The sequence below is a fragment of the Phyllobacterium trifolii genome (genome assembly GCF_014192095.1).
Taxonomy (GTDB): Bacteria; Pseudomonadota; Alphaproteobacteria; order Rhizobiales; family Rhizobiaceae; genus Phyllobacterium; species Phyllobacterium trifolii.
The window spans coordinates 206,457-219,144 of sequence record NZ_JACHXN010000008.1 but is presented as its reverse complement, the minus strand read 5'-3'; the positions used below and the strand labels follow the sequence as shown (position 1 = coordinate 219,144).

The following is a 12,688-nucleotide window of genomic DNA, read 5'->3' as shown; positions in this document are numbered from 1 at the left end:
CCGATCAGCCCTGGATGGCCGGCTTTTCGCCCGAGCCGATGCGCGAAGCATGGTTCTTCTCCCACCAGGTTCCGAGCAGTAAGAGAATCGGCGCTGCGATGAACAGCGACGAACTCGTGGCAATGACTACGCCGAAGAGCATCGGCAGAGCAAAGTTTTCCACGGCCTTGCCGCCCCAGATCGCCATGGGAAGCATGGCAAGAAAAACGGTTAGCGAGGTGTAGATACAGCGCGCCAACGTCTGGTTGATACTCAGATCGATAATCTGACGCAGCGGCATCTTCTTATGGATGCGCAAATTCTCACGCATTCGATCGTAAACCACGACCTTGTCGTTGACCGAGTAACCGATAATGGTCAGCAGAGCGGCAATGGCCGTGAGGTTGAAATCGAGCCCCATCAGCGCAAAGAAGCCGACGGTTTTCGTGGTATCGAGGATCAGCGTGGCGATTGCACCGAGTGCAAAGTGCCATTCGAACCGCCACCAGATGTAGAGCAACATGGCAAGGCTGGCGAGGGTAACGGCAAGGACACCCGATCGTGCAAGCTCCTGACTGACCTTCGGTCCGACGACTTCGGAACTCTCGATCTTCACACCAGGATCAAGCTGCTGAACGGAAGCCCTGACCTTGGTAACGGCCGCGGTCTGCGCTTCTTCGCCGCCGTCTTGACGCTGGACGCGGATAAGCACTTTGTTGTCGCCACCGGCCTGCTGGAGGGCGACTTCACCGAGACCGAGGCCTTCCAGCGTTGAACGCATCGTGGCGAGGTCCGCAGGTTTGGACGTCGTGACTTCCACCTGGATACCGCCCTTGAAGTCGATACCGTAATTCAGACCGGGATGGATGAAGAGGATGACCGAAGCGATCGACAGGAAGATCGAAACGCCGATACCGAAGAAACGCGCGTTCATGAACGAGATGTTGGTATTTTCCGGTACAAGCTTGAAGAGGTGTTCGATGCGGATTGTCTTCATCTTCCGGCGACGCACGATCGCCGTCATCATGACACGGACAACGGTGACCGCCGTAAACATCGAAACAAGTGCGCCGATGATCATGGTGATGGCGAAGCCGCGTATCGGGCCGGTGCCGAAGAGGAACAGCAGCAGCGTCGCGATAAGGTGTGTGGCCTGCGAGTCGATAATCGTCGAATAAGCGAGCTTGAAGCCGCGATCGACCGCAGCCATCGCACCAATACCCTTGCGGGCTTCTTCACGGATACGTTCGTTGATGAGGATGTTCGCATCAACAGCAAAGCCGATGCCAAGGATGATGGCGGCGATGCCGGGGAGGGTCAGTGTCGCTCCAAGCAAGCTTAGTATGCCGAATGTAAGAATGACGTTGAGAGCGAGCGCCAGATTGGCAATCAGCCCCCAGCCGCTATAGAGGACGAATATGAAGCCCACCACGAGCGCAAAGCCGATAAGGCCAGTGAGAACGCCCATCTTGATGACGTCACCACCAAGGTCCGGACCCACGGTACGTTCTTCGATGACGGTCAGCGGCGCCGGCAAGGCGCCAGCGCGAAGCAGCGCAGCGGTGGTGACCGTATCCTGAACCGTGAAGTTACCAGTGATCTGGCCGGAACCGCCGGTGATCGGGACCTGGATGACGGGCGCTGTCAGAACCTTGCCGTCGAGCACGATGGCAAAGGGGCGACCGACATTCTGGCTGGTGATATCGGCAAACTGACGCGCACCGACATTATCGAAGCGGAATGAAATGATCGGCTGGTTGGTTTGCTGATCGAAGGCCGCGCGGGCATCTGTCAGGCGTTCGCCGCTGAGTGCCACGCGATCTTCAACCGGGTAGGTAATGGCGGGATCTTTCGCATCCGGCAAGATGGATACGCCGGGAGGCGGCGCAGCGCCGGAATTGCGATCCGCAACCATGTGGAAGGTCATCTTGGCCGTGCTGCCGAGAAGGGCACGAAGCTGGCTCGGATCCTGCAACCCGGGGAGCTGAACGACGATACGATCGGAACCGACGCGCTGGATGGAAGGTTCGGCAACGCCGACCTGATCGACGCGGCGACGGACGATTTCCAGACTTTGCGTTAGTGCATTGTCGAGCTTGTCCTTCATTCCGGCTTCAGTCAGCGTCAGACGAATCTGGTTGCCGTTTGTGGTGATATCGATGTCACTGACAGGTGCGGCAAACCCGACTTGTGCGACTTGAGTGGTCAGATCGCGTAGGGCCGCAACGGCTGCGTCGCTTTGTGTCGCATCTGCCAGCGTTACGATGACGCTGTCACCCGCGACACGGACAGATTGCGGCTGGATTTTTGCTGTGCGCAGATGACCGCGCGTATCGTCGAGAATTGAGCGAATACGGTCTTTCTTGAGTGCTGCGGCGTCCACTTCGAGCACGAGATAAGAGCCGCCGCGAAGATCGAGGCCCAAGGCGACCTGTTTTTTGGGGAACCAGCTTGGCATAGCTTCGAGCTGCGCCTTGGTGAAAGCGTTGGGAAGGGCGAGGACAATACCCACCAGGATAATAGCAATGTAGGTCCAAAGGACCCATCTCGACGTACGCATATCTTAAATTCCGTTATGGAGTGCGGGCGCGCTGCCGAGAACTGATCTACGAGTTTGCCTGGCGGCCGCCGGATTTGTTTTCGTCGTTCCCGATTGGAAACGGTGATGTCAGGCCGCGGTCAGAGGCGGAGCGCGGGCGTGGAAAACAGAATTGCGGTCTAGCGCCGGACTCGTTCCGGACGGAACCGAAATGACGCTTTTCCAGTTCGCAATAACAAACGCATGCCCTTGAGGCACCAAAGCATCCAGTGAGCGGCTATCGGACCCGAGGCCGCTTTTGATCTTCAGGTGCAAAGCTTCAAGTGCCGCGACGCGCATTGGGCTCTGAACGGGGGTGGACTGATTGTTGGCTTCGTGGGCCAAGCGCGTTTCATTGCGCGTTGGCGTACCGGCATCCTTTGCCGCAATATTGGTCTCCGCGCCGGTCACATACACTGTGCCCAGAGCGGCGCTGATCGTGGATACAAGCCAGAAAATAGAAATCAGGAGCGGAGCAGCGCTTCGCTTTCCTTTTTTGCTATTCCCGTGAACGCTCATCCTGTCATCCAATATCAATACGTCGCGGCGCAAAGCGCCTCGCTGCGACTCTCTTTATGAAGTCTAAAAGCATGAGTCACTCAAAATCGTCGCGTTTCGCTACCAATGGCTGGAAATTATGTCGTTTTGCAGGAAACGGGTGGAACGAAACGGCCAAGTTGTCCACTTTGCTGAAGATTAATTCGAAATGGAGGTCATCATGGCTGACGCAATCAGCAGCACATCGACCATTCGATGGGATACGATAGAAGCGGAACTGGACAATTACGGCTGCGCCATTTTGAAGGCCGTTTTGTCGAAGGCACAATGCGAAGGATTGGCCGGAGGTTATCCGGACGATAACCAATTTCGCAAACGCATTGTCATGGCGCGGCATGGGTTTGGCCGGGGTGAGTACAAGTATTTCGCCCATCCTTTGCCCGATGTCATCAGCAATTTGCGCCAATCCCTTTATCCTCCCTTGGCCGGCATCGCCAATCGCTGGAACGAACTGATGGGCATCGATGTCCGTTATCCGGACCAGCATCGGGCATTCATCGAGCGGTGCCACGCCGCCGGGCAGAATCGTCCGACACCCTTGCTGCTGGAATATGGCGAAGGCGACTACAATTGCCTGCACCAGGATATCTATGGCGAGCACGTGTTTCAGCTTCAGGTGGCGTTTCTGCTGTCGAAACCCGGGGAGGATTTCACCGGAGGTGAGTTCGTCCTAACGGAGCAACGGCCGCGTATGCAATCCCGGGCGGAGATCGTGCCACTACTACAAGGCGACGCGGTGATCTTTCCGGTCAGCCAGCGTCCGGTGAAGGGTACACGCGGCTACTATCGCGTGAATATGCGCCACGGCGTCAGCCGCCTGCGCAGCGGAAAACGCCATACGCTGGGCATCATCTTCCACGATTCTCAATAGTTGCAACGCGATTCGGGTCAGGACGGCCTGCAAATGGCGCTTTTCTGCGCTTCGGTGCTTACGAACCCAAAAGTTCACTGCACTCGTCGCAAAGGCGACCCCGAAAACATCATTTTCGGCTCGTCCTGATCCGAATCTTAGCGCACCTTGGTCTGCCTAGTTGCGTCGGTCTGTGAAGAACAGCATTGTAACCTCAAGTTTCAAATGGGGCCTCAATGGATTACCTGATCTTCTGGGAATGGCTGAGCTTCGCCGCGCGGTGGCTGCATGTGATCACGGCAATCGCCTGGATCGGCTCATCTTTCTATTTTATCGCTCTCGATCTTGGATTGCGGAGGCACGCGAATTTGCCACAAGGCGTGAATGGCGAGGAGTGGCAGGTTCATGGGGGTGGGTTTTACCATATCCAGAAGTACATGATCGCGCCGCCTCATATGCCGGAACACCTCATCTGGTTCAAATGGGAATCCTATTTCACCTGGTTGTCCGGATTCGTGCTGCTCTGCATCGTCTACTACGGCAGCGCCGATCTATTTCTGATTGACCGCAATGTGCTCGATGTTTCGACGCCTGTGGCTATCCTGATCTCGCTCGCGTCGATTTCAATCGGCTGGTTAATCTACGACCTCCTCTGCAAGTCTCCGCTCGAGTCCAATGATACACTGCTGATGCTCATTCTCTATGGCGTGATCGTATCCATGGCATGGGGTTATACGCATCTGTTTACTGGACGTGCCGCACTCCTGCACCTTGGCGCATTCACTGCGACAATCATGACCGGCAACGTGTTCTTGCTGATCATCCCAAACCAGAAAAAAGTCGTAGCCGATCTGATCGCGGGCAAGACACCCGATCCCAGGCTCGGCAAACAGGCCAAGCAGCGCTCTACGCACAACAACTATCTGACGCTTCCGGTCATCTTCCTGATGCTGTCGAACCATTATCCGCTTGCGACGTCCACCGAGTTCAACTGGATAATTGCCGCGCTGATATTCATCATCGGCGTGCTCATTCGGCATTATTTCAACTCGAGACATGCAGGAACAGGCAATCCGCATTGGACATGGCTTGCCAGTACCATTTTGTTTATCATTATCATCTGGTTGTCGACGGTACCTAAAGTCCTGACAGGCGATGAGAAAGTGTCCCGCGCTGCTAAACCTTTTCTCGCTGCCCAGAATTTCGAACAGGTTCGCGATACCGTAATGGGACGTTGTTCGATGTGCCATGCAGCGGAGCCATCGTGGGAGGGCATCATGCAGCCACCGAAGGGTATTCGCCTCGATACGGATGAAATGATCGCGACCCATGCAAGCCAGATCTATATTCAGGCCGGAGCGAGCCATGCCATGCCGCCTGGCAACCTCACGCATATCACCGATGACGAGCGCGCGCTGATCGTTGCTTGGTATCGCGGTGCGACGGCTGGAAAAGCGACACCATGACAGAATTATTGCTGCGTGCCCGTATTCTGACATTTCATGATGAGCCGTTGAACGGTGAGACGAGCGCCGAAACATTCACATATCTCGAGGATGGCGGGCTTCTCATTCGCGACGGCAAGATCATTGCAATGGATGAATTTGCAAAGTTGCGGGCAGGAGACGGCCGCAACGTCGAAGTCATCGACCATCACCCGCATCTGATCATGCCGGGTTTCATCGACTGTCACATCCACTATCCGCAGATGCAGGTGGTCGGTTCCTATGCTGGTGCCTTAATGGAATGGCTCGACAAATATACATTCGTTGAAGAGCAGAAATTTTCCAATCAAGGCCATCCGGAAAAGATCGGCTCTGCGTTTTTCGATGAGTTGATCCGCCACGGTACGACAACCGCAGCAGCATATTGCTCGGTGCACAAAGCCTCGGTGCATTCATTTTTTACGGAGGCGCACCGGCGCAACATGCGCATGATTGCCGGTAAGGTGATGATGGATCGCAATGCGCCGCCGGGTCTGCTCGATACGCCGCAATCCGGATATGACGATAGCAAGGCGCTGATCGCTGACTGGCATGGCAAAGGGCGACAACTCTACGCAATCACGCCGCGTTTCGCTCCAACCTCCTCACCAGAGCAGCTGGAGATGAGCGGCACACTGGTGTGCGAATTTCCGGATATGCATGTACAAACCCATCTCTGCGAGAACACTGCCGAGATTGCCTTCGTTGCCGAACTCTTCCCGTGGAGCAGGGATTACACGAATGTTTACGAGCACTACGGACTGCTGGGGCCAAAGACGCTGCTTGGCCATTGCATCCATTTGAGCGATGCCGAAGTGAGTACGATTGCCAACAGCGGATCGATTGCTGTTTTCTGCCCGACGTCAAATTTGTTCATAGGCAGCGGATTGTTTGATCTGGCGCGCATTCTGGCGTCAAACATTCGCAACGCGATCGCGACGGATATTGGCGGCGGGACATCTTATTCCATGCTGAGAACGCTGGACGAGGGCTATAAAATTCTCAATATCCAGGGCCAGCGTTACCATCCACTCCGGTCTTTTTACCAGGCAACCCTAGGCAACGCGCGGGCTCTTGCGCTGGAGGGTATTATCGGCTCGTTCGTGACAGGTGCGGAAGCTGACTGCATCGTTCTAAATGCACGCGCCACGCCTGCAATGCGCGTTCGCATGGAAACCGTCGAAACACTGGTGGAAGAACTCATGCTGATGCAGACCATGGGTGATGATCGAACAATCGCCGAGGTTTACATCGCCGGTGTCGCAGCCAAGAGCACTTTGCCGAACTGACAACGCAGGGAACCAAAGAACGCATTCGGCCGTTCGGCTCGATCAATGCCTCGTCTCCGGGATCCTTCATGACAACACAGCATCGGAATTTGCGAACCGGCCAGCCCATCTGGCTTGGCCGACGGGCTGCGGGAGTCGAGTTCAACCTGCTACTTGACGATATAACAATCGATATCGCGATTGTTGGCGCCGGCATCAGTGGTGCTCTCATGGCCGACAGCTTGAGTGAAGCCGGGTATTCGGTTGCTATTTTTGACAGACGAAAGCCCGTAACGGGTTCAACGCCCGCAAGCACCGCACTGCTGCAATTCGAGATCGACACGCCTTTGCATCACCTCGCGGAGCAAATTGGTCGCAACGATGCCGAGCGTGCTTGGCGTCGATCAAAACTTGCGGTCGATGCACTACGCGAAAGAACCCATGAGCTTGGAATAAACTGCGAAATGCAGGGCAGGGATTCGCTTTACCTTGCCGGCGATCTTCTCGATGAAAAAGGCTTGCAGCGAGAGTTGTTGGCGCGTCGCCGAGCGGGCTTTGAAACAAAACTTCTGCAGCACGACGAACTAAAGGCCAGGTTTCGTATTGATCGGCCGGCGGCATTGATGAGTTTTGCTAATATTGAAGCCAACCCCCGCAAACTGGCACTTGGTTATCTGAACGTTGCGATCTCGTGCGGCGCCAAGATCTTCGCGCCGGTCGAGATCGTGTCGGTCGAACCAAGGTCGCGCGACGTAATTGCGGCAACAAAGGAGGGGCGAAAAATACGCTGCAAATATCTGGTTACCACAACGGGTTATGAAATACCCGAGCAAGTGCCGCAGAAAGGACACCAGATCATTTCTACCTGGGCAATTGCGACACCGCCCCAGAAGCAAAAACTATGGCCCGAACAGTGCCTGATCTGGGAAGCCTCGGACCCTTATCTCTATATGCGCACGACTCAAGACGGGCGGATTATCGTCGGTGGCGAGGATGAAGAATTCGAGGATGAGGAAAAGCGCGACGCGAAATTGCCAGCGAAGACCGAGGCAATCCTCGCAAAGCTCAAGAAGCTGTTTCCACAGGTTAACGCCGAAGCAGACTACGCCTGGACTGGAAGTTTTGGCTCGAGCAAGACGGGTTTGCCCACAATTGGCGCCATCCCAAAAATGGATCGCTGCTTTGCGGTCCTCGGATATGGCGGGAATGGCATCACGTTCTCGATGGTCGCGGCGCAACTCGTTCGCGGGCTGATAACCCGGACAGGCGATCCGGACGAAGACCTGTTTGCATTCAAATAGCCTATTCCACGCGGTAGCCGACTTCCTCCGCCGCATGACCCAATGTTTGCCAAAACGAGCGGGCAAAGGTGCGGAACACGTAGATGTCGAAGGTCTCGTCATCGATCCGCTGAATGTTCGCATGAATGTCGTGATGCAACGTGGCGCGTCCGTAGGCGATGGGGAAGGCATGCTCGGAAAAGTCGATGGCGAAGAGTTTCGACAATATCCATTCCGAGCGCGGTCCGCTGATCCGAATGACGGTGCGGCCATGGGTGAGGTCAACCATCGTCCCGAGTTCTGGAGAGATGGCGGAGCGCAACCGGGATTCGAGGTCAGGTGTTGCGCTGACGACGAAATAACGACCGGGCGCAAAGCCAAAGACAGATTTTTCGCCTGCGACGCGGCCGAGACCCGGCTTATTCTGAAGAACAAGACCCGTGGCACTGCCGATTGCAGTCAGCACGGTCGGTATCGTATCTGGCCATGCAGTTACCTGAATGATCGAGAGGTTTTTACGCTCCAGCAGTGTCACACCAACACCGGCAGCGGAATTGCCGTGATCGCCTGGAATGAAGGTCCTGCCAAGTGGAGATTGAGATTCAGCCATGCATCCGGCTTCCTTCTGGATCGAACATGTGGTGACTGACGATCTCTACCGCGCCATGTTTGTCGCGGAGCAGGTCCGTTGCAAAGGCGCGATTGCCAATCATCGACGTGCCGTGTTTGACCAGTGCGAGTGCAATATATTTGCCAAGGGCCGGTGAGTAACAGGCCGCTGTGACGTGGCCAAAACTGTCAGCGGGTTCGCGCGGGTTGGGGTCGGTTACAATGTGGCTGCCACCATTGATCGATTGATTGTCGAGCGAAATCAAACCCACGAGCGACAAGCGGTTTTCATCCTTGAGCCCTTCACGATTGATCATGGCGGAGCCGATATATGGCTTCTTCTTTGACAGCATCCAGTCGAGATGCAGGTCATGCGCCGTGGTTCTGCCGTCAATTTCGGCACCGGTGACATGACCTTTTTCAATACGCAGCGTCCCGAGGGCTTCAAGTCCGTATGGGATAATGTCAAAAGATTTTCCGGCGGCAAGGAGGGCTTCCCAGACCTGCGCCCCATATCCGGCACCGCAATAAACTTCGTAGGCAAGCTCCCCCGAGAAGGACAGGCGGCAGATCATGACCGGCACATTGGCGATTTTGCCGTGAACGATACCCATGAAGGGGAGGGTGTCATTATCAACTTTTGATCCAGTCACGCAGGACTCGAGTACAGCGCGCGACTTTGGGCCAGAGATGGCCGAACCCGCCCAGACGTCGGTGACCGAAGTCAGGTGGACCCGCAACTCCGGCCAAATACAGTCGAGATAATATTCCAGATGCTGCATGACCGGACCAGCGTTGGCGGTGGTCGTCGTCATCAGAAACTGTGTTTCGCCAAGGCGCCAGGTTGTGCCGTCGTCGAAGGCTATTCCATCTTCACGCAGCATAAGACCATAACGCGCCTTGCCTACCGGCAGGGTTGAAAACATGTTGGTGTAAACTCGGTCAAGGAGTTCCGGTGCGTCGGGACCTTGTATGTCGATTTTGCCGAGAGTGGAAACATCGACGATGCCGACACTATCACGAACTGCCCGGGCCTCGCGTATATACGCCTGTTCAATTGTTTCGCCGTGGCTGGAATAAATCATTGGGCGGTGCCAGAGGCCGGCTTCATAGGTTTTCGCACCGTTTGCCAGATGCCAATCATGCATGGGCGTCAGACGATGCGGACGCAAATCTCCGTATCTTTCGCTGGCCAAAGCACCGAGAGAAACCGGGGTGAATGGCGGACGGAACCGTGTCGTACCCGCTTCGGGGATCGAGATGCCGCGGACGTCGGCCATAATGGCAAGGCCGGGAACATTGGAGGTCTTGCCCTGATCGGTCGCCATCCCCAGCGTAGTGTAACGCTTCAGATGCTCGACTGAGTGAAAACCTTCGCGGTAGGCAAGGCGAATATCGTCAGCAGTCACATCATGTTGAAAGTCGACGAAGGCTTTCTGGGATTTAACCGCGGGTTCGATTTCAAAAACAGGTGCGGGAGACGAATCCAGCATCGGCGCTTCGACCGGAGGGAGAATGAGCCTGGCCTTGGCAGAACCCTTCGTCGCCGCGTCGGACATCACGCTGATCGTATCCATGTAACCGGCTGCAGAACCAGTCATCACCCAGTTCTGGTTTGGCTCCGGCGGCAGGAAAGCCTGAAGATCCTCGTCCCATTCAGGCTTGCTGCCTGCCTGACTTGCAAGGTGGATGGCGGGCGACCAGCCACCCGAAACACCAAGACAATCGGTCTTAATTTCGCGAGGCGCGCCTGAAACGCGGCCGGTCTCCGCGTTGAAATGCTGTACCGAGATCGAACTCAGCGTCTTGCCGGCATGGGTCGCCGTAACTGCATGACCGAGAAGCAGTTCGGCGCCTGCTACGCTCGCGATATCCCTGCATGTGCCAGATACGTCAGAGCGAACATCGATTATGGCGATCACGTTGACGCCGGCAATCGAGAGCGTTCGTGCCGCATCATAAGCGCTGTCATTATTGGTAAAGAGGGTGACATTATTTCCGGCCGCAACGCTATATTCGACCGCATAGCGGCGCACGGCATCGGCGAGCATAACACCTGGACAGTCATTGCCGGGAAAAACGATCGGCCGCTCGAATGCGCCAGTCGCCAAAATCACTTTGCCGCTGCGAATTACCCAATGTCGCTGGCGTGGCATCCCCTTGGTCCGGTTCGGCTTGTAATCAGAAACATGTTCGACGGCTGTGAGAACATTGCCGTCGTAGTAGCCCCAGACGGATGTCCGGGTCAGGAACCGGACATTCGGCAGATTCGCCAAAGCATCAGCCTTTTCGCGAGCCCAAACTGCGGGGTTGCGTCCATCGATCATTTCACCGGAGCCAAGCAGCGAACCGCCGGGTAGCGGGCGTTCCTCCGCGATGATGACTCGAGCACCCGTTGCGGCGGCGGCCTCCGCAGCAATCAGGCCTGCAGGTCCACTGCCGACGACAAGGACGTCGCAAAAGGCGTTCATGCGCTCATAGCGATCTGGGTCGGGGGCCGTGCCTGCTTTGCCAAGTCCGGCTGCCCGGCGGATGAACCTCTCGCAGAACATCCAGAAACGTGTGCCTTTCAGCGGGCCGATCGCCGGTCCCATAAATGTCTTGTAATAAAATCCCGCCGAGAACAGGGGGCCGGCCAATTGGTTGACGGCCATGAAGTCATGTTCCAGCGACGGAAAGCGGTTTTGACTTTGGGTGACCAGGCCGTCAAAAATCTCAAGTTCCGTAGCCCGGACGTTCGGCTCGCGTACATCGCCAGAAAGAACCGTGACGAGAGCGTTCGGCTCATCACTACCGGCGGCGAACACACCGCGCGGGCGATGATATTTGAACGAGCGTCCGAAAAGCGTAATGCCATTGCCAAGGAGTGCGGAAGCGAGCGTGTCTCCGGGATGTCCGCTATAGGCCTTTCCGTCGAACGTGAATCGGATGGATTTGGAGCGGTCGATACGTCCACCCTTCGACAACCGTGAACTCGTCATGAACGGTCACCACCCACGGTGTCGCGCGCAAATACGACGGACGAAATCGTATGTGTTGCCATATCGCGCGTGACAAGGAGATGCTGGCGGCAACCGCCCATATGAAGCCAGAACTCTCGATGGGGACCGCTGGGGTTGGTACGATCAAAGACGTAGGAATTCCACGCGTCCTGATCGATGGATGCCAGATCTGGTCGTTTACGCGTTGCATCGCCTTGATAGGTGAACTCGATGACATCCCGAGGTCCGCAATAGGGGCATTTGATTATCATGATCTCATTTGTCTCGATGGCGAAACGAGTGACTCGCGAGTAGTTTGCTTCAAGGACCAATCAACAGAATGTGTCGCGACTGGTCAAGGTTGACGACGGGAATATAGACGTTGGGATGCACATTAAAAAAAATACTTCACGCCCCGATTATATTCTTCATTATAGTAAGACTACCGTCAAATTATCATCCGCATCGTAACCATAACGTCAAGCAATGTCGCTCCGCCGACTGGTTTGGATGGGTGAGTTGTTGCATCCAAATCGTCTGGATCATTGGGCATATCCACAATCGAAAACGGTACAACGATGGTTACGGGGTGGCCCAACTTGAAAAACCCCCGGCCGTTCAGTTGCCGTTCAACTTGATCCCGTTATAACTGTTATCAAAGAGCCCGTTGGGGTTCCGTAACAGAGGCGGTGGAAGCACCGTAGAGATATGAACAAGTTTGTTGTTGCCGTTCTTTTGTCTGCCGTTTCAGCGGGATCAGCATTTGCCGCCAGCGTTAAGAACGATGAGGCCAGCGCCCAGACTATCGTTGTTACTGAGGGCTCGAGCAAAACCGAATTGCAGGTCGGCGCCGGCGAAACTGTCGAGTTCTGCAATGGCGGTTGCTTCGTTACCTTTCCGAATGGTGACCGCGAAGCCTTGAAAGGCAGCGAGACCGTAGAAATCAAAGGCGGTAAGGTTTCGATCAAGTAAGCTCAGCGATTTGCAGCATTACACACGAAGTTTACGAACCGGCTGGAATCAATTTTCGACCGGTTTTTTAATGCTTCATTCACTGTTGATACTACTTTTCAGATTATCTTTCGCGCGGCCGAATCAACT

The 12,688-nt window shown here is 55.5% G+C and carries 10 protein-coding genes; 5 read left to right on the top strand and 5 right to left on the bottom strand.

Annotated elements, in window-relative coordinates; all coding sequences use genetic code 11:
* Positions 1-4: 4 nt before the first annotated feature.
* Positions 5-2,539 (bottom strand): protein translocase subunit SecD, encoded by a 2,535-nt coding sequence (gene secD / locus FHS21_RS14505; RefSeq protein WP_112528741.1) that lies wholly within the window; start codon positions 2,537-2,539, stop codon positions 5-7.
* Between the two features lie 108 nt (positions 2,540-2,647).
* Complete coding sequence (locus FHS21_RS14500) at positions 2,648-3,076, bottom strand: hypothetical protein (protein ID WP_112528739.1); 429 nt, start codon at positions 3,074-3,076, stop codon at positions 2,648-2,650.
* A gap of 199 nt (positions 3,077-3,275) precedes the next feature.
* Here FHS21_RS14500 and FHS21_RS14495 point away from each other — a divergent pair, with 199 nt between their 5' ends.
* The 4 genes from FHS21_RS14495 (at position 3,276) to FHS21_RS14480 (ending at position 8,018) form a co-directional block, all read left to right on the top strand.
* Complete coding sequence (locus FHS21_RS14495) at positions 3,276-3,986, top strand: 2OG-Fe(II) oxygenase (protein WP_246411031.1); 711 nt, start codon at positions 3,276-3,278, stop codon at positions 3,984-3,986.
* Positions 3,987-4,201: 215 nt separating this feature from the next.
* Entirely contained in the window at positions 4,202-5,431 is a 1,230-nt protein-coding gene (locus FHS21_RS14490; protein WP_112528735.1) for a urate hydroxylase PuuD, read from the top strand.
* Positions 5,428-6,738, top strand: coding sequence for a guanine deaminase (gene guaD, locus FHS21_RS14485; RefSeq protein ID WP_112528733.1), 1,311 nt, complete (start codon positions 5,428-5,430; stop codon positions 6,736-6,738). Before FHS21_RS14490 ends, guaD begins: the two co-directional genes overlap by 4 nt.
* A gap of 68 nt (positions 6,739-6,806) precedes the next feature.
* Complete coding sequence (locus FHS21_RS14480) at positions 6,807-8,018, top strand: NAD(P)/FAD-dependent oxidoreductase (protein ID WP_112528731.1); 1,212 nt, start codon at positions 6,807-6,809, stop codon at positions 8,016-8,018.
* Between the two features lies 1 nt (position 8,019).
* Here FHS21_RS14480 and FHS21_RS14475 read toward each other — a convergent pair whose 3' ends face one another.
* The 3 genes from FHS21_RS14475 to FHS21_RS14465 are packed head-to-tail and all read right to left on the bottom strand — an operon-like array spanning position 8,020 to position 11,859.
* The gene (locus tag FHS21_RS14475; RefSeq protein ID WP_112528729.1) at positions 8,020-8,607 is read right to left on the bottom strand and encodes a sarcosine oxidase subunit gamma family protein; all 588 of its coding nucleotides are present in this window, start codon (positions 8,605-8,607) and stop codon (positions 8,020-8,022) included.
* Positions 8,600-11,587, bottom strand: a complete 2,988-nt coding sequence (locus FHS21_RS14470) for a sarcosine oxidase subunit alpha family protein (protein ID WP_112528727.1) — start codon at positions 11,585-11,587, stop codon at positions 8,600-8,602. Before FHS21_RS14470 ends, FHS21_RS14475 begins: the two co-directional genes overlap by 8 nt.
* Positions 11,584-11,859, bottom strand: coding sequence for a sarcosine oxidase subunit delta (locus FHS21_RS14465; RefSeq protein ID WP_112528725.1), 276 nt, complete (start codon positions 11,857-11,859; stop codon positions 11,584-11,586). Before FHS21_RS14465 ends, FHS21_RS14470 begins: the two co-directional genes overlap by 4 nt.
* A gap of 436 nt (positions 11,860-12,295) precedes the next feature.
* On the opposite strand from FHS21_RS14465, the gene FHS21_RS14460 reads away from it, so the two are divergent.
* Entirely contained in the window at positions 12,296-12,559 is a 264-nt protein-coding gene (locus FHS21_RS14460; RefSeq protein ID WP_183662371.1) for a hypothetical protein, read from the top strand.
* Positions 12,560-12,688: the final 129 nt, after the last annotated feature.

What these genes read in the sequence shown, in the direction of transcription:
- FHS21_RS14475 (WP_112528729.1), bottom strand. Translation starts at nt 8,607, where the DNA reads ATGGCTGAATCTCAATCTCCACTTGGCAGGACCTTCATTCCAGGCGAT.
- FHS21_RS14480 (WP_112528731.1), top strand. Translation starts at nt 6,807, where the DNA reads ATGACAACACAGCATCGGAATTTGCGAACCGGCCAGCCCATCTGGCTT.
- FHS21_RS14465 (WP_112528725.1), bottom strand. Translation starts at nt 11,859, where the DNA reads ATGATAATCAAATGCCCCTATTGCGGACCTCGGGATGTCATCGAGTTC.
- guaD (WP_112528733.1), top strand. Translation starts at nt 5,428, where the DNA reads ATGACAGAATTATTGCTGCGTGCCCGTATTCTGACATTTCATGATGAG.
- FHS21_RS14460 (WP_183662371.1), top strand. Translation starts at nt 12,296, where the DNA reads ATGAACAAGTTTGTTGTTGCCGTTCTTTTGTCTGCCGTTTCAGCGGGA.
- FHS21_RS14470 (WP_112528727.1), bottom strand. Translation starts at nt 11,587, where the DNA reads ATGACGAGTTCACGGTTGTCGAAGGGTGGACGTATCGACCGCTCCAAA.
- FHS21_RS14500 (WP_112528739.1), bottom strand. Translation starts at nt 3,076, where the DNA reads ATGAGCGTTCACGGGAATAGCAAAAAAGGAAAGCGAAGCGCTGCTCCG.
- secD (WP_112528741.1), bottom strand. Translation starts at nt 2,539, where the DNA reads ATGCGTACGTCGAGATGGGTCCTTTGGACCTACATTGCTATTATCCTG.
- FHS21_RS14490 (WP_112528735.1), top strand. Translation starts at nt 4,202, where the DNA reads ATGGATTACCTGATCTTCTGGGAATGGCTGAGCTTCGCCGCGCGGTGG.
- FHS21_RS14495 (WP_246411031.1), top strand. Translation starts at nt 3,276, where the DNA reads ATGGCTGACGCAATCAGCAGCACATCGACCATTCGATGGGATACGATA.